A 21,906-nucleotide genomic window follows, 5' to 3' on the forward strand; every position below is an offset into this window, starting at 1 on the left:
GCTCACTCCCGCACAGGATCGGCCGGCACCGGCGTCTGGTAGCGGCCGATGCCCTCCCAGGCCGGGTTGCTGCGCTCCAGTCGCTCCAGGGCGGACGCTCCGTCGTCGGAGCGGGCGTAGAGGGTCAGGGCCACGGCGCCGGCGATGCTGAGCAGCAGCATCACGGCCAGCGCGATCAGAATCGAACGGGTCGTCATGATTCAGCTCCCCGGTGCGCCGTAAGTGTCGAGGCCCTGCCAGTTGATGCGGGTGTGCTGGCGGGCGCGCTCGACGGCGGCCTGCTCGTAGTCGAGCTGGGCCTCCGCCGCCCGGTGGTGGGCGGCTTGCATCATCAGGAGCTGGCCGGCGACCTCGGCGTTGAGCAGCGTCGCCTGGGTGCCGGCGTCGATGGCGCAGGTCTGACCGTCGCAATCCTTCAGCGCCGTCATCAGCGCCTGGGCGCGCGCCGGGTAGCCCTCGATGCCGGTCATCACGTCGGCCGAAACCAGTTTGCTGGCCCGGCTGGCGTCGCGGGCGAGCCGGGCCTGTTCGGCTTGGTGCCCGGCGAGCGTCGCGGCGGTCATCCCCTCCGGCAGGGCGTCGGGGTAGAGGTCGGAGAATTGCCGCCCGACCCCGTCCAGACTCCACAGCACCCGGTCCACCAAGCCGGCGGTGCGGCGGGCGGCGCCGAGACGGGCGGCGACGTCGACGCGGGTGTCGAGGTCGGCCAGCCGGCGCATGCGGATCATGTTGTCGATCTGGGTCAGCATGTGCGCGGTCTGGGCGATGATCTCCACCTCCTGGCGCTGGACCATGCCCTCGACCATCAGCGGCTCGCTCTCGACGATCGGGCAGCCCTGACTTTGCCCCTGGCCACCGCCGGCGAGGCTGGAACCGGCCCCCATCGCCGCACCCCCGACACCGCCGGTGAAATAGCCGACCGCCGCCGAGACGATGAGGCCGAACAGCCCCTCGCTGTCCCCGCCGCAGCCACCGCTGCCGCCGAACAGGCCACCGAGCCCGCCACCGCCGCCGAACATCTGGGCCGTGGCCGGCAATGGAGGAATGGAGATCGCGGTTGACGCCAACAGAGCAGCGACCACCAAGGCTGGAATGCGTCGAGTCATGGGGAAGCTCCTGGATTGGATGGGCTGGAAACGGCATCAAGAGAGTCGGCGGCCTCGGCCAAGCCGTTGCGGCGCAGCCATTCCGCGGCGAAGCGCTGCGGCCCGGCGTCAACCATCAGCTCGAAGGCCCGGCGCTTGTGGGCCGCCCCGCCGCAGCCGCAGACGGCGAGCGCCGCCGGATCGAGGGTGAGCTGGCCGAGCCGGCTGCCCTCGGGGGTCTTGAAGAAGAGGTCGCGGCGCGGCATGGCGCGGGCGACCTGAGCGGCCTGGGTGGCGTTCAGCCCCCAGTCGCGCAGGATGGCACGCTTGGCGGCGTTGGGGTCGGCGAGCAGCACCAGGACCTGGATGGTCTTCAGCATCGCCGCGATGGCCGAGCCCTCGATGTCGTCGAGCTGGTGGGTAGCCAGCACCAGGGCGACGTTCTTCTTCGGGCCGCGCCGGCGCAGTTCGTCCAGTTCGGCCGGCTGGTGCTTGAGCGCCTTGAACGCCTCGTCCACCAGGAACAGGGTGGGCCGGCCGTCCTCGAACAGCCGGTAGAAGCGGCGGAACAGCGCCCTGATCACCGGGGCGGCGCCGGGGCCGCGGTCGATCAGCGCGCCGATGTCCACCGTGGTCCAGGCCGAGCCGAGGAAGCGGTCCTCGGCGGCGTCGACGAGGTCGCCGTAGGGACCGCCGCGGCAATAGGGCTCCAGCGCGATGCGGACGGTGTTGTCCTGCACCAGATGGGCGAGGTGCGACAGCGTGCGTTCGGCCGGCGGCGAGACGGCCAGCAGGTGGAGGGCGGCGTCCACCGCGTCGCCGGCCTCGGCCGCCGAGAGGTTGCCCGGCGCCAGCACCCCCTGGAGGCGCAGCAGGTCCATGACGAAGCCATGCCCCCAGGCGAAACCGTTGGGGGTGTCGACGTCGGCCAGCGGCTGCAAGGCGAGATCGCCCAGCGCCCCGTCACCGGAGCCCATGGACAGGAATTCGCCGCCGGCCGTCCAGGTCGCCACCAGCGACGTGCTCTCGGTGGCATCGACGTCGATCCACACCACGCGCCCATTCGGCACCCGAGCGAGGAACTGGTGGCCCATGAAGGCGAGCACGGTGGACTTGCCGGTGCGCGGCGGGCCGATCACCAGCGCCGCCCCGTCCTGCCCCTGGTGGATGTCGAGCATCAGGGGCGTGCCACCCTCGGCCTCCAACTGCATGAGGGGATCGCATTTAAGATGCGGGTTGCGCTCCGGCCCGCCCCAGGCCGAGGAGAGGATGAGGAAGTCGGCGAGCTGGACCTGGGTCAGCGGCACCTTGCGGGGATTCGGGCGGACATGGCCGGGCAGCGTGCCGTACCACGCCCGCTCGGCGCCCCAGGTTTCCTCGATGACGGTGAAGCCCAGCGTGCGCAGCGCCTTGACCAGCTCGTCGCGGCGCTCCTCCACCTCCTCGACCGAACGGCCCCACAGCACGGCGGTGGGCGTCATCCAGCCCGAGCTGGTGCCGGCCTGCTCGGCCTCCAGCCGGGCGGCCTCGGCCTCCAGCGCCTCCATGACGCCGACCGGGTCGTGGCGCAGCGCGGCGTAGCCGCCGACGGCGCGCAGCAGCACCGAGCGCCAGTCGTAGGAGGTGTCGTCGTGCTTGCGCCAGAGGGCGGCGAAGACGCCACGCGCCTGGACGTGGTCCATCGCCTCGAAGCGCACCGACCAGCGGAACGCGAACGGCAGCTTGTCGAGAAGGTTGAGCAGGCCGGGGTGGCTGACCTTGGGATAGCCGCCGATGCCGATCAGGCGGACCGGCCATTCGGTCCCACCGTTGCTCCAGGCCGGGAACGAGCCGGGCTTGAAGCCGACGTCCACGAGGTTGGCCTTGATCGGGAAACCGGGAAGGTCGGGGGCGATGACGTGACGCTGGTAGAGCGGCGAGACGCAGTTGTGCAGCAGGGTCTGCACCCCGTCGTCGTCCAGCATCCTGGCCCAGCCGACCGCGCGGCCGAGCAGGCTGGCGAACTGGAGCACCAGTTGGCGGAAGGGCTCGACGTGGTCGCGCATCACGTCCGGCTTGGCGCGTTCAGGCGGGTTGCGGGTGAACCAGGAGGCCACCGTGCGGGTGGTCAGTCGCGACGGCGTGTACGTGATCGCCACGAAGGTGCGGGTGCGGAGCTGCCGGCCGGCGTCGTCGAGACGGTCACGCCGCTCCTGGTCGATCAATTCGGACACCGGGTTCGCCCCGGTGGAGCGCGGGTAGCCGCCGGCCTCGCGCCGCTGCATCTCGAAATGGAAGGTCCAGCCGCCGGTGAAGGGGAACAGGACGTTGCCGGCGGCCAGCGCCGTCTGCATCCGCTCGGCCGGATCCTGGCCGTCCTGGTCGCGGCCGCCGTACTCGACGACGGCCATCAGGGCGCCGTCCTCCTCCAGCAGCACCACGCCGGGCCAGACGAAGCAGTCCCAGGGCAGATGCCGGGACAGGGAATCGAAACCGTCGTCGAAGGCGGTCAGGTCGAGCATGCCTCACCTCGGGGCGCGGTAGGAGGACAGGGACAGAGACCGGCCGCCGGTGCGCAGCCCCCGCAGCAGCCAAGCCGAGCTGCCCTGGCGGACGATCTCCAGCCACCAGGGATCGCGGCGGGTGAGATAGCGCGCCGTCAGGAAGACGAGCAGGAACCCCGCCACCGCCTGAGGAATGGCGCCGAGCGCCAGCCACAACTCGGCGGCCAGCCAGACGGCAATGGCCAGCAGCTCCATCGGCACGCCGAGCGGCATCTTGGTCGGCCGCACCGAGGTGCGGCGCACCGGCTTCTCCCAGCCGTCGGGAACGGACGGCGGCGGCAGCGGGGCGTCCATCGCTCAGCCCCCCGCCAGCGCGATGATGGCGTCGCGCGCGCCATAGGCGGCGGCGCCGGCCACGGTGAAGACGAAGACCACCACCCCGGCGATGCGGGAGAACATCGCCGCGACCAGCGCCAGCAGCAGCCCGGCGGTGACGGCGATCGGCACGAAGTTGGTGTCGAACACCGCCTGCCAGGACAGCAGTTCGGCGCCCAGGTTGGCGATCACCTGGGCGTGCGCCGGCATCGCCGTCCACGCCAGCACCAGCGCCAGGGCCAATCCCCGGTGCGCGTTAACGTTGCGTCGCATCGTCACCTCCACCGTCAAGCTCCCCCGCCCCCAGCGGACGGAGGACGAAGCCGTGGTCCGAGTCGAAGCGCTCGACCCGAACGATCTCGTTCACGAAGCGGCGCCCGTCGGGGCGGCGGGCAAGGTGCACCACCGCATCGACCGCCTTGGCGATCCAGCGCATCTGCAAGGCGTCCATGGCGACGCCACCGAGGCCGACCATCTGGGCGATGCGGTCGAGCGCGTCCCAGGCCGAGCCGGCGTGCACGGTGCACAGCCCCGGATGCCCGGTGGTCCAGCCGACCACCATCTGCCGCGCCTCGGCCCGGCGCACCTCGCCGAGCACCAGATGCGTCATCGGCACGCGCAGGGCGTTGGCGACCAGCGTCTCCAGGGTGACCGGCGGCTCGGCCCACGGGTCGGCGACCATGGCGTAGGCAAAGGGGCATGGTGGCTCGAACTCGTAGGGATCCTGGAGCACCGCCGGCAGGCCCTCCCGAAAGGCCGGTTCCTCCAGGCAGGCGCGCAGCAGCGTGGTCTTGCCGGTGTCGACGTCGCCGGCGATCACCACGGTGCGGCGCTCCGCGATCAGGCGGCGGATCAGCCGCACCTGGAGTGTTGTCGCGGCCCCCGAAGCCACCCAGTCGTCGAGGGTGATGCGGCCACGATAGGGCTTGCGGATCGAGCAGGCCGGGCCGGTGGTGACCGGCTCGATGTCGGCGTGGATGCGCTCGCCGGTCTCCGGCAGGGTGACGTCGAGGGTCGGGCGGTCGCGGCGCAGCTCCTTGCGCTGGAAGCCGGCGACGTAGGCGAGGAAGCGGCGGACCTGATCGGGGTCGGCCTCGCGGACGAACTCCGGCGAGGGGCCGTTCTTGACCAGCACCCGGCAGGTGCCCTGCCCGCGCAGCGGCGGCAGCACCAGGACGTTGGCGACGTCCTCACGGGACAGCAGGTCGCCGAACAGCCCGTCCATCAGCCGGCGCAGTGCCAGCAGCAGCATCTCCCGCCGCCCCGGCTCGTCGATCACCACCGGCTCGGTCATGCGCCGGCCTCCTTCGGGTGGAAGCCGTCACGCACGCTGGGCACGGTGCGCCGGGGGTGGCCGAGCTGCTGCTGAACGGCCGCCTTGGTCTCGGCCACCGCCGCCGGGTCGAGGTCGTGCACGAGGTTGAGCACGGCGACCACGGTGATCAGCAAATCGTCGATGCGGGCGACGGTGGCTTCCAGCCGCTCGGTCTTCGCCCGCTCGTTGGCGATGGCGTCGAGCCCCTTGTCGAGCACGTGGATCACCGCGTCGCTCAGCGTGCGCAATCCCTGACGGGCCTGGACCAGGGCGATCTGGTCGGCCAGCGGCACCGGCACGCGGGCGGACACCGGGCGGGTGGTGGTGGGATCGGGGGTGACCGTCATGTCCAGACCTTCGGGGGTTTGCCGGGCCGCCGGGGAGCTGCCGGCGTGTCGGGCACGCCGGCCTCGGCAGCCGGGCCGGTGGCGCCGAACCAGCGGTTGGCGTCGGGGTTGGGAGTCCAGGCCGCCGTGGCGCGGCCGTAGAGCGGGCGCCAGCGCGGATCGGCGTAGGGGTGCAGGCGGGTGGCGCGGATCGGCTTGCCGTAGCCGAAGACGATCAGGTCGTCCCCGCCCATCTCCAGCGCCTCGTGCATCGGCAGCACCGGCCGGCGGTCGACCCGCACGCCCCGGCTGACGGTGGGGAAGAGGTCGAGCAGCCCCTTGGAGGTCGAGCGGGTCGGCACCTCCTCGATGGCCTCGCCGACCATGCGGCTGATCCGTTCGGCCTCGTCGGACGAGTTGGGGCGGAAGACCACCAGCCGGCAGTTGGCGGTGAGGCCGCGGCCGTACTCCTCCTCGACCTCCCACAGGCTCTGGGCCAGGAGGAGCAGGCGGATGCCATACTCGCGGACGTACTTGATCCACTCCGCCGCCTCGTGGAGGTGGAACTGGAGGAACTCGTCGAGCACCACCAGCAGCCGCCAGCGCCGCGCCCGGCCGTCGTCGGCCAAGTCGCGGTCGATGGTGAGGAAATCGACCATCTGCGTCAGGATCAGCTTGAAGACCCGGCGCAGGCGGCGGGCGTCGAGCGGGCGGGCGACGATGTAAAGGGTGACCAGCCGCTCGCCGGCCACAAGATCAGATATCGAGAAGTCGCTGACGGCGGTCTGTGCCTCCAGGACGGAGTCCTCGAACTCGGCCAGCAGCACCGAGGCGGTGACGTAGACCGACTTGCGGTAGTGCAGGCTCTTGTCGGGCGGGGCGGAGCCGCCGCCTGGGCGTCCCTTCCCCTCGCCCTCGCCGCGTTCCTCGGCCAGCGCCAGACTCTTGTCCCACAGCTCCTGGGCGGCGCGTTGGGCGGTCGGGTGGATGCCCTCGGCCAGCATCAGCGTGAGCCCGCCGTCGCCGAGCAGGATGTGCCGGCGGGCGCCGGCCAGCGACTTCTCGGAATCGGCCGCGGCGGTCAACAGGAAGACGAAGACGCCGGTGAGGTAGGAGAAGGCGGCGTTGCGCCAATGCCCCTCCTGCTCGCCCTCGGTGAGGACGCGAGCGGCGTGCTGGCAGTCAGGGACGAGGTACGGTTCCGGTCGCACCGCCATCAGCGGGTTGTAGCGGGGGCCGCCGGACCGGGCGAGATCGAGGACGATGACGTCGCCGAAGCGGGTGCGGGCGCGGCTGGTGTCCTCGGTGACCGAGCCCTTGAAGTCCCAGACCACCGCGCTCTCGTCCCAGGCCGCCAGCAGCGTCGGGTGCACGGCGGTGGTGGTCTTGCCCGAGCCGGTCGGGCCGATCACCAGCACCGGCTGCATGGTGCGCTCGCACAGCAGGTCGCGGCCGTAGGCGCCGAGGATGACGGAAGCGCGGTCGGTCATCGCCGTCCCCCTCCCAGCAGGCCGCTGCGGCGCACGGCGGCGCGGTCGGCCCAGCGGCCGGCGCCAAACGTCGGACGGCTGACCCCTCGAACGTCGAGAACGACCCGGGCGGCCAGCGCCAGCGCGCAAAGGCCCGACACCGCGGCGGCGCCATCAACGATCCAGCGGTGGCCGGGGGCCAGCAGCCCGCGCCAGCCGAGGAATTGACCGGGTCCGTACAGGGCGATGGAACCGACGCGCCACCCGCCGAAGACAGCCGGCCAGACGAACAGCCAGCCGGTCAACTCGGTGATGGCGAAGACGGCGGCGAGCCAGACCAGCAGCAGGGGGGCGATGCGTCGGATGAGAGCGGTCATAGCGCGTGCCCTCCCAGGTCGTGGAGGTCGTCGCGCCCGGTCTCGCGGCCGCGCTGCTGCTCGCGCAGCCGCTGCATCTCGACAAGCTGACGCTCGAAGTCGCGGCGCTCGCGCTCGGTCATGCAGCCGAGGCGGTCGGTGGTCACCTCGACGGCGTCATGGCGCAGCCAGCGCGAGACAACGTCCGGGTCAAGGTGGAGGTCACGGTCGTTCTGGACGCCGCGCACCATGATGTGCAGGTGCTGGTTGCCCTCCGGGTGGGCCATGTCGGGTTTGCGCTCGACCGAGGCCACCCACTCCAGCGGACCGACCCGGCGCTCCCAGGCGGCGGCGACGTCGCGGCCGTAGGACACCATGTCGTCGATGCGGTGGCCGTCGTTCGGGCTGACGATCAGGTGGAACACCCGGCGGTCGGCCGACCAGGCGTCCACGATCCCAGTGGTGTCAATGCCCAGCCGCTCGCGGTCGAACAGCGGCCCCTCCTTGGCGAGGTAGTTGGCCAGCGCCGAGACGGTGTTCGGGTAGGCGCCGCGGGCACGGTCGTGGTAGAGCACCTTGACCATCACCGGGCGGGCGTGGGGGCCGGCCTGCGGCGGCGCGCCCTTGACGCGGACCTTCTGCATCGGGCGGCGGGTGTAGGCGCGGGCGAGGCGGCGGCCACGGTCGGCCAGCGCCGTCATCCGGGCCTTGAAGCCGTCGTCATCAAGGATGCCACTGAACGGACCGAGACCCTGTCCCATGCCTCTCCCCTTCACGCCGGCCGGACACAGTGCCGGCCCGGTGATCGTTGGCCTTTGCGCCAACCTTCTCAACATCCCGGAAGAGTTAAGAGGTCTGGCTCCTTGAATGCATCGGCATTCCCCGGAGACTCTGGAATACAGACAAGGTGCTGATTTTAAACGAGACGAAACGATGGCGTAGACGCTCTTTTATCTTGCTGAATGACCCTTCTTACGCCCCAAACAGACACCGCCTATTCTTCCCGGTGACCGCCGATCACCTGTCTTTACCGCCGCTCCTGCGCTCTACCACGCCCAGCCCTCGGCACAGCCCCGCTCAGGCCGTTTTCCCCGTCGGGGCGCGGCCGAACACCTCATCGACCAGCCGCCGGACATCGACCTCGGCCGCTCCGACGAAGTCGATCTCCTGCACCAGCAACCCGGTGCTCCGGCTCATGGCGAAGCTCATCCGCTCGCCCACCACCGCGGTGGCCACCGGCAAGCACAGGCCGCAGACGGTCATCGCATCGCCCGGATCGACCGTCAGACCGGCCGGGACATGCGTCAGGACCATCGACGCCGCCAAGGCGGGTTCGACCGCCAGCGCCTCGACCACCAGTTGCATGGTGGCGGCGCAGCGTCCCACGGCGGCCCGTTCGGGGTGGGTCGGCACCAGCACGCTGTCCGCCGCCAGCAACGCCGCGCGCAGAGCCGCCGTGGACGCCGCCGGGGTGTCGACGATCACGTGGTCGAAACGGGCGTGCAGGCCCCAGACACCGCAGCGCAGGTCCGGGTTGGCGATGCCGATGGTGTCGAACAGCGCCGGCAGGGCGTTGCGCCGCCGGCACTCGGCCCACTCCAAGGCCCCAGAGCAGCCGTCGGCGTCGAGCAGCGCCACCCGTTTGCCCTGGAGCGCCAGCTCGCCGGCGAGATGGACGGCCAGCGTCGTCCGCCCGGCCCCACGGGTCTGATTCACAAGCGCGACGATCATGAGGAACCGCCCTCCTCGGGAAAAGCACCGTCCAGCAGCCCGCGCAGCAGCTCGGCCATGGTCACGCCTTGGCGGAAGGCGGCGATCCGGATCCGCCCGCGCAGCTCCGGTGTGACGTCCACCGTCAGCCGGGCGGTGTAGAGGTCCGCCTTGGGGGTGGCCGCTCCGTCGCCGCCCCGCACCCAGGTGTCGGGGGTGCCGGGACGCGCCCCGAAGCCGATCCGCCCGCCGCTCACCGGGCCGTCCCCAGCACTTCGGCAGCCAGAGCCGCCATCTCGCGGGCGGCCTGTGACCGGGGCGCCTCCTCGCCCGCCAGCCGGCCAGTGCGGGCACAGCGGGCGAAGACGACGCGCTGCCCCACCGTCGTCGCCAGGGCCGGCGGCAGCGTGCCGGCGAGTTCCCGGCGGGCGTCGCGCAGCAGCAGGGTGCGGGGAATGCAGCGGTTGAGGATGAAGCGCGCCTCCAGGCCGGGTTTCCAGCCGCGGGCATCGTCGAGCAGACGCAGCAGCTCGGCCGAGGCCCAGGCGTCGTAGGGGCTCGGCTGCACCGGGATGAGGACGAGGTCGGCGGCCAGCAGCGCCGACCGGACGAGAGCGGTGACGCGCGGTGGTCCGTCGATGACGACGTGCTGGTAGCCGCGCGCCAGCTCCGGCACCTCGCGGTGCAGCGTCTCGCGCGCCAGCCCGGTCATGGCGAACAGCCGGGGCAGCCCCTCACGGTCGCGCTGCACCGACCAGTCGAGGGCGGAGCCCTGGGGATCGGCGTCGATCAGCAGAACCCGATGGCCCGGACGCGCCAGCTCGGCGGCGAGGTGGGTGGCAAGCGTCGTCTTGCCGACGCCGCCCTTCTGGTTGAGCAGCGCCACGATCATGACACCGCTCCCCGGACCAGGGTGACGGGCTGGTTCTCTCCGTCCTGCCCGCAGCCCATCAACAAAGAGTCGTTAGACTCTCCGTTAGAAACGTTAAGGGCGCGAATCGGCCTTATGAACCAGGAGCTTGGAGGGTGTCCGTGCACCCGATAGCACGAGTGCCGTGCACCCGATGGCACGAGCGTTTGCACACCCGATAGCACGAGCGGTGTCACCGGTTTATCCCCCGTGTCTGTGGATAAGTTTGGCGGCGGTCAGCGGCGCCTCGGCCGGGCCGCGCGGCGCGAAGCGCAGCGTCTCAGCCCCGTCAGCGCGGCGCTCGACGGCCAGCCGGTAGCCCGGCAGCCGCTGGCGCCGGACGACGGTGCGCAGGTCGATGGCGAAGTTGGCGAAACGGGCGAGGCTGCCCGACTTGGCGTGGAGGTGGCGGAAATCGAAGGCCCAGCCCTCGGCCTGACGGCCGGCGTGCTTGCGGACCAGCCGGTACAGCCAGCGCTCGATGCCGCCGGTGAGGCCGAAGTACTCCCGCCCGATGGTCAGCACGAAGGCGTCGGCGAGGACGCCCTGGTAGAACCAGTCCGGCAGGATCAGCTCCAGCCCCAGCGGGCGGCCGGCGGCGTCGGTGCGCTCCTTCCACTCGTTGATCCAGGAAAAGCGGTGCCGGCGCCGCAGGTCGGGCTGGCGGAGGTTGGTGACCACCGTGGTCGCCTGGAGCCGGTCGAGGGCGGCGCGCAGGCGCTGGTAGTCGCGCAGCGAGGTGCCGCGGCCGGTGAAGGTGAGGATCTGGTGCGGCGTCGCGCTGAGCAGGCGCGCGGTGCGCAGGCCGGCGTCGCGCGCCTCGACGAGCTGGCTGGCGGCCCAGATCAGCACGTCGGCGTCCCAGATGGTGGCGATGCCGTGCTCGGCTGTGCCCTCGACGCGGATGCGCGTGTCGCCCGCGGCGTACTCGATGGGCTCGATGCGCTTCGACTTGGCGAGCGAGAAGAACGGGTGCGCCATCAGGTCCTGCTGGTCGCGCACCGCCATGTCGCCGGGCAGCGCCAAGAACAGGTCGAGCTGCATCTGTCGGTCACCGGTGCGGAAGACCCCGTCCATGGCGCGGCTCAGCGGCTCGACGGGCGGGCGGGCCGCACGGTGCCGATGCCGGGATCGGAGGTGGAGGTGCGCAGGCCCTGGTCGGCCCAGGTCTTCAGGTCTTCGACGGCGTAGACCACCCGGCCGCCGATTTTGTGGTAGCGCGGGCCGGTGCCGTAGAGGCGGTGCTTCTCCATCGTCCGGCCGGACAGGCCGAGGAAACGAGCCGCCTCGGGCGTGCGCAGGAAGCGCGGCGGAAGGCCGCCAGTCTTGTCGTCCATTCATCCGTCTCCGTGTGCTGCGGGCGCCTCTGGGACAGAGGGGCGCGTCGTAGAGCACGGTGGCGGAGGGGATGCGTGGTCAGGGAGGGGAAAGACCTTACGGGGGCGAGTCCCCCGGCGGGGCTCGACGAACACATTGAAAACGCTTGGTGTCGGCGCCCCTCAAGCGCTGGCGCAAGGCGCAATGGATAATAATCTTGCCTGACGAACAGCGTGGTGCCGACGGATCAGCGGCAATCCGGATTTCCGGATCGGACCCTTATCGAACTCTGAGATCGACGGCTTCGCGCCAGGAGTGGATCGCCACCGTTCCGTAAAAACCTCATGCCGCATGGCTGGATTGGCGAATGGAAAACGGCAATGCGCCACTGTGGTTGATTTTGGTTGATCAGTGCTATCCATCGGTTAGAAATAAAGGCAAGGGAATAAGGGGGAAGGCTTGTCAGCACATTCGACAGCAGCGGCTTGGGTGCGCTTTCTCCGCAACTATGGCCCGATCCCAACCAACGACAACATGTATGATGAGCTGATTCAGCGCGCGCTGAAGCGTCGCAAAATCGTCCCCATCACGCTGCCGGCGCCGCTCGTCGATCGCTTAGTCGAGAATTTCAGCGGACCCAGCCCAACATCGCACATCATCACCGGTACCGCTGGCGATGGAAAGACTTATCATTGCCGTGAGGTCTGGACCGCGCTTGGAGGTGATCCTGCGACTTGGATTGAGGGCGCCAAGGTGCAGAGCCTTTCGATCGGTTCGCAATCGCTCGTCATCGTTAAGGACCTCAGTGAACTGCGCGACGACGAGGCCGCGACTCTCATCTCCGATTTCGCGCAAGACGTAGCCAACCCGCAGGCGTCCACCAGCTACCTACTCGCCGCCAATCATGGGCAGCTGCTGGAGAAGCTGAAATCACCGCCGCCAAGCTCCGAGGTGAAACGGGTGACCGCGGTCGTCGAGGAACTGCTCGTCACGGGCACTAACCCCGACAGCGGAATCGCCCTTGCGCTGAGCGACCTCAGTCGCTCCCCTGCCGCCGAAATGGCGATGCGGATCATCGAGGAGGTCTCCAAGCACGAGGGGTGGGAAGGTTGCGGCAGTTGCGCCGCGAGCGCCAGCGACAGCGGTTGTCCCATCCTCGAGAACCGGCGGCGCCTCATCGGCGAAGGCCCCAACGATCCGTTCAAACGGCGGATCACTGCATTAATCGAGCTGAGCGAGCGGAACGGCAGCCATTTTCCAGTCAGGCAGCTGCTCGCACTGGTGGCGAATAGCATCCTGGGCCATCCCGACGCGCGAGACGGGCTGATGAGCTGTGCAGAGGTGCCGACGATTGTTCAGAGCGGACGGGCGGAACTGGCGAGCATCTACCGAAACATCTTCGGAGAGAACCTCCGGCCGAGCAAGGCGGAGAAGACCGAACTTTTCCGCAAGCTAAACGCTTTCGGCATCGGTGCCGGAACCAGCAACCGCGTCGACAACCTCCTCGTCTATGGCGCTGACGACCCGGCCTATGGCGACGATTACGCGCGACTGATCCTTTCCGATCCCGTCTACGGTGCCACGCCATCCTACGTGACCGCCCAACGCGCCTATCTCGAGGGCGCCGAGAGCACTGATCGAACTGCATTCCTGACCGTCCTGCGCTCCCAAAGGCAGCGTCTCTTCTTCACCATGCCCGAAGAGCTCGCCTCAACCTACGACCTCTGGGATCTAACGGTTTTCCGGTACGCCGGTCTCTATCTCGACGTCGCGGCCAAGATCGCGGCAAGGCACGCCGTGCCGCGCCAAGCGGTCACGATGATTGTCCGCGGACTGAACCGCATTTTCACCGGTATGCTGGTCCAGAACCAAGACGAGTTGGTTCTAGCGACCTCCGGCAGCTACTCCCAATCGAAACGAAGCCCACTGCTCGACGAGCTCATCTCGGTGCCGCGCCAGGGCGGGGAGGAGGTGGCCGTCATTTCCGATGGGGCGGGCGGCTTCTGCGTATCGGTAAAGCTTGTGCGGGGCGCCGAGATCGCCCCGGTCACCTTATCGCTCTCACCGACTCGATTCGAATTTCTCGGTCGGGTGGCGGAGGGGGCGCTGCCGAGCAGCTTTTCGCTGGAGTGTCATGAGGATCTACTCGCCTTCAAGGCGAGGCTGCTCCGGGAAACCGAGAACCGGCGCAAGCTGGATGGTGACGACGAGATCAACGACGGAGAGCTGATGCTCCGCTTCATCGATCTAAGCAGCGATGGCCGAGCGCTTGCTCGCCGCGTGATTGTTCGAGTGTGACTATGGAGATCCTGGCACGCCCCACAAGTTTCGACGACCGAACCGGCCCTGATTTCTGGATCGATGAGGCGATCTGGGGGCATCGTCTTTACGACGAGCAAACGCCCTGGCTGACCTTTCTCGAATTCTTGACCGTACTCCTTGCTGAGCACCGGGCCGGCAGGGCGTTCCGCGAGGCGGGCTTGAACAGCCTGTCCTATCGGCCACAACTACAGCTCCGTCTCCGGAATCTGGTCTTCAACAATCCGCATATCATGACAGTACTGGCGGAAGATCGCGCGGACGATGCCGCATGGAGCATCTGGCTGGAGAAGATGGCCGAGACCGCGGGCGGTCTCGAGAAGCCAGATTTCACCTATCTTCGCAATCACTTCGAGAGCTTCCAAGATTTCGCAGCGGTCATCAGCTTCCTGCAAGGCTCAGCAATCGAGGGATCGAGCAATAAGCGCTGGAGTTCGAAATTCGTTTTTCCGTTTGGACCTAACGCTCTTTACGAGGATGCCAACGTTAAACCGCAGGGTAGCGTGTCTAATGACCGCCGTTTCTTCGCCCGCACCGGCGAGTTACTGTATCTTATGCTATGCCGCAGCCGCGACGCGGATGCGCTACGCGGTCTTCTCATCAGTCGCTTCCTTGAGAACCCCGCGCCATACGACAGCATGGCGCGGGCGCTCCAGGGCGAGCCGCAATCCGCCAAGGCGGAGCGCGCAGGCGCCTATTTGCCATGCTCCTCCCATCCGTTGTTCGACCGGCTCGCGGAAGACTGGCTGGCGATTTTGAGCCTGCCAATCCCGGCCTACGACGCCATTCCGCACTTGGTCACGATGACCGGCTTGAACCTCATCCTCTACCAGCTCGAGCGCGCACGCGAGGTTCTCGACCACGAACCGGTTCGGCTCGTCTGCGAAATCGTATCGCCGAAGAAGTCGGTGGTGCGCGACCTTTCGGCCGATTCCTATCAGCGCAACAACGTGTTGCCTCAGCAAGCAGTGGAGCGCTTCGTTCGGCGGATCGAGGAAACGCCGGAATGGCAGGCCGCGATCGGTTCGGAAGATCCCGTCCTTAACGCCGGGGACATCCTCAGAAAGACGTTTGGCTGGCCCGACAACGAGGATGATGAGCTTGCGCCCGAGGCGTGTGCCTTGATCGACCGGCTCACGGATCGTGCGATCAGCCGCCACAAGCAGCATTTCGGCAAGATCCACATGGCGTGGGCCCGCGCCATCGGACTATCGTCGCGACGATCAAGCCGTCGCGTGCGCTACGCGCCGACCGACCGGCTGCTGAAGACTTTGGTGGTCTGCTGCGTCGACAAACGGCTGGAATTCAGGGACTTCCTTGCGCTGCTCTATGATCGATACGGTATTGTTATCGGGGACGCTCAGGCCCGCAACTTCATCGTGACCGGTGACGCGGATCAAGAGGACTTCTCAGATAATGCCCGGCGTCTCGAGGAGCGCCTCGCGAGCCTGGGGCTGCTGAAGCGGCTCTCGGACTCTTGCGCCTATGTCGAAAACCCCTTCCAGCGAGCTCAAGCCGCGTGACTCCATCCAACCTGATTGGCGCTGCCGGCGCTGCCTCGATTCGCCAACGGCTTACCGCTCTCACCGATGCCGAAGGGGTGGCGCGCTATCTGCTTGACCGGTTGACCGGAGAGCAGGTTGCGGCCATTACCAGTGCCCTGCTCAAGGATCAGCAGACTGAGACCCAGCTGAAGATCGCCCTTCCGCGCTCGCTGATCGGCGAGTTCGGGCTTCCCGAGCATGTCGTTACCGACGAGCGGACGGTCGCAATCCGGCACGCCGACTGCGACCGCCCGGCGCTGCTGATCGCCAACACCGACGACGACCAAGGCGCGTCCCTCGGCGATGTGACGCTGATCGGCGCCAAGCAGCTCACCGAGGATCCAGAACCTTGGGTAGACGCAGCGTCATTCGGCCTCGGCCTGCCGGATAACCAGATCGCCGCTTGGAAGGCGGCACTTAAAGGCCTCAATGCGGCGGATGATTGCACGCTGCATCAGATCTCGAACTATGTCGCGCTCACCCGCGAGCGAATCGAAGCGGAATCGACGACGGTCCCAGATGCTCTCGGCTGGGCGCTGCCAGCGCTTCACCTGCCCCGCGATAGCGGTTTCTTCCTCAGCATTCGGGACAAGGAGCTTGAACAGTCTCGGCGTTGGAAGCGACTGTATGAGAAGCTCGTCGCGGATCGGAAGCCCCTGCTCGCCAAACAGCGCCCGAACCGGCAGATCATCGAGAACGACGAGCTTCGGGCCCAATTCGAGACGGTCCAGGAGGATATCCCTCCTGAGGTGCATCCGGCGATCGAAGGCTTCATCGCGGGCACGCCGGGCTGGGGCCAGGCTGCGGAGGCCCTCTCGAAATTCGAGTGGGAGGCGCAGAGCGTCCTTCAGCTATTCTCCGGGATCAAGCTCAAGAAGACGACTCTCCCCCAGGAGACGATCAACTTCTTTGAGTTCTCGCTTCCCGATCGGCTGAGCGCGTCGGATGTCGAGTATCTTGAGGCGCTGAAAGGACGGTCGCTCAAAGAGACGCGTGACGATGATCGCGACTTCTTCGAGGGGCACCGCGATGACCTCGGCCAGGACAAATCTCTGCGGGTCAAATGGGAGCGCTTCATCTTCGGTCGGGCGATCGAGTGCAGCGACTTCCTCGAAGGATTCCTCCGGGCGATCGAGCGCCTGTTCGGGCAGGTCAATCTCGCGGGCGGCCAGCGCAAGCTGATCATCCGATCGGCGCGCCGCAACCGCAAACAATGGCTCGACATCAACGCCGATGTCGGGCTGGCCTTTGGTCTGCGCTATCGCGGGCTGCCGGCTTTGATGGGTGCGTCGGTCGAGTGGGATGTGCCCCATCTTTTCGAGTACGAAGAACTGCTTGATCGCGCCAAGAAGCGGCAGAAAAAGTATCGGCGCAACGAATCCACCTCGCGCGCCGCGCTGCAGATCAAGTTCGATATCGTGCTCGTCTCCGGGTCCGAGCGTGCGACTGCCCAACTGATCTGGACAGCGCAGCCGAACGCGATCGGGCTCGAATTGCCGAAGGATCTCGGTCGCCTGCTCAAGCGCCCGTTCACGCGCAGCAGCGTCGCGCGTCTGCCGGTGAGCCGCAAGGGTGCGCTCCAGTCGGTTTCGCTTGCAGACGTGGGCACGCTGCACCCCGCGTTCGGACAAGACGCTGGCACGCTCGTGCCTCGGACGACCGTAGGCGAGGATATCGGGAAGGCGTTCCCAAAAGCGCTCAAACAAGCCGCCCAAGGCGGCCGCGTCAATGCGGGCGGTGTCGAGGCGATTAGCGCGGCGTGGTCGGGGTTCGAAGCTCTGTATGTCAAGGCGATCGGTGCGCTGCAGTCGTCGGGCTGTGCCTCTCCGGCGCTCCTCGCACAGGCCGAGGCGTATGGCGCTCTTCTGCGGGAGCTTGCTGCTCACGCCCCCGGTGACCTCAATCGGCGAGACCTCTGGGAGCCGGTACTGAGCCTTGGCGTGATCCCTGTGACCGGTAGCGCGCCGTCGGCGATCGTCGCCCCTTGGCACCCGCTGCGCCTTGCTGCCGGAGCGATCAAGATGCGCTCGGTTGCCGGGCTCGCCGACTACCTCCTGTCCAATATCGAGGTGAATTTCGGCGATTCGCGACTGTTCTTCTCTGACCTGCGCGATGAACTAGCCCACCCGCTCTACCCCGAGATCGCGGTCGGCTACGACGGCAGTGAAGCGATTCTGCTGGCTGAGACCGGGACCGTCAACGATTATAGCCTGCTTGAGCGGCCGGTACGCGATCCCTCGGAAGCGACGACCGATGTCGATCCGGCTGAGGCTGCTCGGCAGATTCGAGGCCTGCTGGAACGCTATCTCGAGTTGCAGCCGCACGAACGGTCAAACCTCAGCATTATGCTCTTCAACTGCGATGCCGCTGGCCTGCCACTTGCGACAGTGAACGCCTTGAGCTCGGTGCAGGATCAGGAGGAAGTGCACTGCAATGTCTTAGTGCGTCATCGTGATCGCTCTCGTCTTTCGCGCGTCTACGGCGAACTTCTCGAGCGTTCCGAGGGCGATCCCGATGCTGTCGTCGTCAGTGAGACGTCTCGCAACTTCATGTCGAAGCTCCGCATCGGCGTCATGCTCGACAGCGGCACGATACGACCAAGCAATGCGGCTCGAGAAATCGACGTCGCCTTCCTGCACGATGTCGTCTCCCGCCAAGCCCGCGAGCAATGGTTTCCGGTTGCTGACACCGGGCAAAATCCCGAGCTGCTGGAGCATGTCCCAGCGCGCTGGTCCTATCGGCGCGTTACTGCCGAAGACGAACTCAAGGCGACCGTTTACCTGACCTGCCCGCGTCAGCCGGATGCAGGCTGGGCATATGTCGATGCCGTCGCGAATGTCATTCGGCGCCAGTCACACGGCGCCAGCGAGCACTATCTGCCCGCACGACAAATCTCCTTCCAGGATTCCGGCCTCAAGACGATGTTCGATGAGGTCCATGACCTCGCCGAGTGGGTCGCGACTTATGACGATCTGCTCGACAAACGGCAGCTTGCCGCGCAGGGCATCAACGTCATCCGCTACCGCCGGCAGCGCACGCATGGCCGGAACATGGTCGTGTCCTCCACCTCGGAGCTGCGCATTCTCCACGTTCTCGTCCGCCGCCGATTGACCGAGCTTTCGCTCGGCCTCGACGACGATCGCCTTTCACAGCTTGCCCGTCGCATGATCGAGGATGCGAACTCGATCTCGGGCGACATCGTGCTTCGAGCGGCCAAGCGCGGCGTCTCGGCGGGAGAGCTGATCGGATTGGTGCTGAGCCGCGCGCTCGTCGCCGAAGAACTGGGCGGACAGGCGACCCTCGCGTGGTTCCTGCTCGACGACTATGCCGAATGGCTCGGTCAGCGTGAGGAGGGGATCGCCGACATTCTCGCGCTGTGCATCGCGACCGGCGAGGATGGAGCCCCCCGTTTGCGCGCAATCGTCACCGAGGCAAAGTACGTCGATCAAAGTGGCTCGGCGGAAGCCAGCCGAAAATCGCGCCAACAGCTTCGGCAGACCGTCGCACGGATCGACGATGCACTGTTCGGCGACCCCGGACGGCTCGATCGCGACCTGTGGCTGTCGAGGATCGCCGACCTGCTGCTCGATGGCACCGCCGCTCTCGGTCAGACCTCCTTGCTGGAGCAGGTTCGCGACGGCATTCGCCGGGGTGCTGTGCCGATCGATCTGCGGGGTTACTCGCACATCTTCATCTCGGGGCCAACCTCCGACGGCAGCGTACTTGGCGAGCAGGAGCCGATCTCGGACGTCTGTGGCGGCCTCCAGGAGACATTCACGCGTGATGGGCTTCGTCAGCTGATCAAGGCATATGACGCCGGTCAGTCGTTGAAGGCTGTTCGGGCCAGCCTAGGCGAGACGGACAGCTGGAACCATCCCGCGTATCGGGACCCGGCACCACGCGTCGATTGGACCAAAGAGGTCGGGATCGAGCCCAAGGCGGCAATGCCGGCCAAGCTGATCGAACACGATTACGATGACGACGACGATGAGAGTGACGAGGGCGCAACCGCCGCCCTCGCTACCCTGCCACCAGCGGCCTCGGTCGCGCCTGCAGCCAACGCTAGGGTTCCATTCGAGCCCGTTCCTTCTGAACCTGTTCCAAGCAAGGCTGTTCCTGTTCCGCCGGCCGAGTCTGGTCAGCCGCTCGGAAGCCCGTCGGCGACGCACGAGCCCCTAGCGCTCGCTCCAGCCGAAGCAGGTTCGACGGTGCCTGCTGGCGCAACGACCATCGACGCGCTGATCGAAACGCGCGCCCAAAAGGCGCACGAGGACTCGTCCGACGAACAGGTGTGGCTGGAAACCACGGCGCAAAAGCTGCGGTCTGCGCTGATGGGGTACAACCTGCAGGCCAAAATCCTCGGTACGCGGCTAACCCCCAATGCCGCGCTCATCCGCTTCATGGGCAGCGACCGCTTGCGGGTCGAGGACATCGAGGCGCGGCAATCAGCACTTCTCACGACCCATGGGCTCAGACTGATCTCCGTATCGCCCCTCCCGGGCGAGATCGCGGTCGGCGTCGCCCGGCCGCAGCGCCAAGTCGTGTCGCTCTGGGACGTCTGGGGCCGTCGAACTCTAAATCGCAACGCTGCCGGCGTGAACACGTCTTTCGTCCTCGGCCTGAAGGAGCTTGACGGGGACATACTCTATCTCAATCTGGGGGGACCGTTTGCCGGCGGTCAGCAGCACGAACCCCACACGCTGGTGGCTGGTGCGACCGGCTCGGGCAAGTCGGTGCTGATCCAGGCATTGCTGCTCGACATCGCTGCTACCAACCCGAGCGAGCTTGCACACATCTACTTGATCGATCCGAAAATGGGCGTCGACTACGCCGCGATCGAAAGGCTACCGCATCTCCAAGGAGGTGTGATCATCGACCAGACGCGTGCTGTCGAGGTCATGGAAACCCTCGTTGCCGAGATGGAGCGCCGGTACGAGCTTTTCCGCACAACTGGCGCTCGCGACATCCGCGCCTACAACACCAAGGTGCAACCGACCGAACGGCTTCCATACGTCTTCCTGGTCCATGACGAGTTCGCTGAATGGATGCTCACGGAGGACTATAAGGCGGCGGTGACGGCGAACGTGTCGCGGCTTGGCGTGAAGGCGCGCGCCGCCGGCATGCATCTCCTCTTTGCCGCGCAGCGGCCCGACGCGAATGTCATGCCGATGCAGTTGCGCGACAATCTCGGAAACCGACTCATTCTCAAGGTGGCGAGCGTCGGCACATCTGAGATCGCGCTTGGGGTGAAGGGTGCCGAACAGCTGCTTGGCCTCGGCCATTTGGCAGCACGTCTAAGCGGCGAGCCAGCGATCATCTACGCACAGGCACCGTTCCTCTCGGACGAGGACATTGATGTGGCGGTCGATGCAATTCGCGCGAGTAGTGGGTGATGCCTTCTGGCCAAGTTAATGTCCTAGCACTGCCGCAGAACATATAGGAGCTGAGCGTGGGAAGCTGGAACTCGAGTCCCCATCCGATATCCGATCTTCGTGACTGGAATGCTGCGGGAAGGCTCGAAGTGCGCCCATCCTTTCAGCGCAAGGAGGTATGGAGCCCTGCCGCCAAAATTATGCTGATCGATACGATCTTGCGTCAGGTTCCTATGCCTAAGATGTTCCTCTGGACCGAGATTCGAGACGATCACACGCATCGACAAGTTATTGATGGTCAGCAACGGATAACCGCCATCCTGTCCTTTCTTCGTGACGAGTTCGCCCTCGACGAACCGTACCGGGGAGAGTTTGCTGGCAAGAAGTTCAGTGAACTCCCCAAAGGTATTCGGGACCGCGTTCTGCAGTATAAGATCGATTATAATGAGGCGCTGGGCTTTAGCGAAGAAGAAGTGCGTGAGGTGTACTCGCGAGTTAACAAGTATTCATTGCCATTAAACAAGCAAGAGCTGCGGAGGGCGGACTTTCCTGGGAGGTTTCTGGAGCTATCGACGGATTTGTCCGCTGATGATTACCTTGAGGAAGCTCGAATATTTTCTGTTGCCCAGAGACGTCGGATGGGTGACGTCGAGTTTATCTCAGAAATACTAGCAGGTATGCTCGAGGGGCTCCAGGACAAGAAGGGCGATCTTGACTATTTCTATGCGCGGTATGCCGATTGGAAGCGGGAGGAGGAGGAGGCCATTAGAGCGCAGTTTTTGTCGGTGCTCGCAGACTTTCAGCAGATCTTCGCTACTGATCGGTTTCCGCTTGCCAAAACGCGATTCAGGCAAAAGTCAGATTTTTATTCTCTTTTCTTTTCCATATTTGAGTTTCACAAATTTGGCTGCAATCTTAAAGGCCGCGATCTTGAGTTTATAAGAAACGACTTGCGCCTGCTCGATGAGTATATCGCTCCAGAGTCCGAAGTGGATATCCTGAGCGAGTACGCAATCAAGTGTGTCTCTCAGGCCAACACTATCGCAAGCCGATCATGGCGCAAGAATTTTCTTATGGATATTCTATCAGGTACATATCGCGCAAGACGCCCCGAAGAGGCGGTGCGCTCCAAATTTGAAGCCATGGCGCTGCAATTGGACCTTAGCCCTCGCGGCAAGCTGTTTGACGACTGCGCTGAATGTGGTCGGCCATTCCACGATCATGAGACAAGCGAGCGCGTGCTGACGTGGCCCGCGGACGCGAGCGTCTTCCAGCTGTCCAATGCCTGTTGGCGTGCCACCAGCTGCGGCGCAGGCGGGTGATCC

General features: G+C 66.4%; 19 protein-coding genes. 4 read left to right on the plus strand and 15 right to left on the minus strand.

From position 1 onward, the window contains the following. Positions 1-2 precede the first annotated feature (2 nt). The 15 genes from ACWPXE_RS10000 to ACWPXE_RS10070 form a co-directional block, all read right to left on the minus strand. A complete protein-coding gene (locus ACWPXE_RS10000; RefSeq protein ID WP_454017683.1) occupies positions 3-197 on the minus strand; it encodes a hypothetical protein in 195 nt (64 codons plus the stop codon). Positions 198-200: 3 nt separating this feature from the next. Then, positions 201-1,106 (minus strand): hypothetical protein, encoded by a 906-nt coding sequence (locus ACWPXE_RS10005; RefSeq protein ID WP_454017684.1) that lies wholly within the window; start codon positions 1,104-1,106, stop codon positions 201-203. Then, entirely contained in the window at positions 1,103-3,586 is a 2,484-nt protein-coding gene (locus ACWPXE_RS10010; protein WP_454017685.1) for a conjugal transfer protein TrbE, read from the minus strand. Before ACWPXE_RS10010 ends, ACWPXE_RS10005 begins: the two co-directional genes overlap by 4 nt. A gap of 3 nt (positions 3,587-3,589) precedes the next feature. Beyond that, positions 3,590-3,922, minus strand: coding sequence for a hypothetical protein (locus tag ACWPXE_RS10015; protein WP_454017686.1), 333 nt, complete (start codon positions 3,920-3,922; stop codon positions 3,590-3,592). Positions 3,923-3,925: 3 nt separating this feature from the next. Beyond that, positions 3,926-4,216 (minus strand): hypothetical protein, encoded by a 291-nt coding sequence (locus ACWPXE_RS10020; RefSeq protein WP_454017687.1) that lies wholly within the window; start codon positions 4,214-4,216, stop codon positions 3,926-3,928. Next, the gene (locus ACWPXE_RS10025; protein ID WP_454017688.1) at positions 4,200-5,237 is read right to left on the minus strand and encodes an ATPase, T2SS/T4P/T4SS family; all 1,038 of its coding nucleotides are present in this window, start codon (positions 5,235-5,237) and stop codon (positions 4,200-4,202) included. The genes ACWPXE_RS10020 and ACWPXE_RS10025 overlap by 17 nt, the downstream gene beginning before the upstream one ends. Continuing rightward, a complete protein-coding gene (locus ACWPXE_RS10030; protein ID WP_454017689.1) occupies positions 5,234-5,605 on the minus strand; it encodes a hypothetical protein in 372 nt (123 codons plus the stop codon). The genes ACWPXE_RS10025 and ACWPXE_RS10030 overlap by 4 nt, the downstream gene beginning before the upstream one ends. Continuing rightward, entirely contained in the window at positions 5,602-7,074 is a 1,473-nt protein-coding gene (locus ACWPXE_RS10035; protein WP_454017690.1) for a type IV secretory system conjugative DNA transfer family protein, read from the minus strand. The genes ACWPXE_RS10030 and ACWPXE_RS10035 overlap by 4 nt, the downstream gene beginning before the upstream one ends. After that, complete coding sequence (locus ACWPXE_RS10040) at positions 7,071-7,430, minus strand: hypothetical protein (protein ID WP_454017691.1); 360 nt, start codon at positions 7,428-7,430, stop codon at positions 7,071-7,073. The genes ACWPXE_RS10035 and ACWPXE_RS10040 overlap by 4 nt, the downstream gene beginning before the upstream one ends. After that, complete coding sequence (locus ACWPXE_RS10045; RefSeq protein ID WP_454017692.1) at positions 7,427-8,170, minus strand: hypothetical protein; 744 nt, start codon at positions 8,168-8,170, stop codon at positions 7,427-7,429. The genes ACWPXE_RS10040 and ACWPXE_RS10045 overlap by 4 nt, the downstream gene beginning before the upstream one ends. A gap of 316 nt (positions 8,171-8,486) precedes the next feature. Beyond that, on the minus strand, positions 8,487-9,140 hold the full coding sequence (locus ACWPXE_RS10050; RefSeq protein WP_454017693.1) for a nucleotide-binding protein: 654 nt from the start codon (positions 9,138-9,140) through the stop codon (positions 8,487-8,489). Beyond that, entirely contained in the window at positions 9,137-9,376 is a 240-nt protein-coding gene (locus ACWPXE_RS10055; protein ID WP_454017694.1) for a chromosome partitioning protein ParB, read from the minus strand. The genes ACWPXE_RS10050 and ACWPXE_RS10055 overlap by 4 nt, the downstream gene beginning before the upstream one ends. Next, a complete protein-coding gene (parA, locus tag ACWPXE_RS10060) occupies positions 9,373-10,011 on the minus strand; it encodes a ParA family partition ATPase (RefSeq protein WP_454017695.1) in 639 nt (212 codons plus the stop codon). The genes ACWPXE_RS10055 and parA overlap by 4 nt, the downstream gene beginning before the upstream one ends. A gap of 219 nt (positions 10,012-10,230) precedes the next feature. Then, a complete protein-coding gene (locus tag ACWPXE_RS10065) occupies positions 10,231-11,106 on the minus strand; it encodes a replication initiator protein A (RefSeq protein ID WP_454017696.1) in 876 nt (291 codons plus the stop codon). Positions 11,107-11,114: 8 nt separating this feature from the next. Further along, positions 11,115-11,366 (minus strand): helix-turn-helix transcriptional regulator, encoded by a 252-nt coding sequence (locus ACWPXE_RS10070; RefSeq protein ID WP_454017697.1) that lies wholly within the window; start codon positions 11,364-11,366, stop codon positions 11,115-11,117. A gap of 469 nt (positions 11,367-11,835) precedes the next feature. Here ACWPXE_RS10070 and ACWPXE_RS10075 point away from each other — a divergent pair, with 469 nt between their 5' ends. Genes ACWPXE_RS10075 through ACWPXE_RS10090 form a run of 4 tightly spaced genes read left to right on the plus strand, consistent with a single transcriptional unit; the run spans position 11,836 to position 21,903 of the window. Then, complete coding sequence (locus tag ACWPXE_RS10075) at positions 11,836-13,644, plus strand: hypothetical protein (RefSeq protein ID WP_454017698.1); 1,809 nt, start codon at positions 11,836-11,838, stop codon at positions 13,642-13,644. A gap of 2 nt (positions 13,645-13,646) precedes the next feature. Further along, on the plus strand, positions 13,647-15,188 hold the full coding sequence (locus ACWPXE_RS10080) for a hypothetical protein (RefSeq protein ID WP_454017699.1): 1,542 nt from the start codon (positions 13,647-13,649) through the stop codon (positions 15,186-15,188). Beyond that, the gene (locus ACWPXE_RS10085; protein WP_454017700.1) at positions 15,185-20,602 is read left to right on the plus strand and encodes an FtsK/SpoIIIE domain-containing protein; all 5,418 of its coding nucleotides are present in this window, start codon (positions 15,185-15,187) and stop codon (positions 20,600-20,602) included. Before ACWPXE_RS10080 ends, ACWPXE_RS10085 begins: the two co-directional genes overlap by 4 nt. 56 nt (positions 20,603-20,658) lie before the next feature. Continuing rightward, positions 20,659-21,903, plus strand: a complete 1,245-nt coding sequence (locus ACWPXE_RS10090; protein WP_454017701.1) for a DUF262 domain-containing protein — start codon at positions 20,659-20,661, stop codon at positions 21,901-21,903. Positions 21,904-21,906 lie beyond the last annotated feature (3 nt).

The sequence above is a fragment of the Azospirillum sp. Marseille-Q6669 genome (assembly GCF_965111635.1).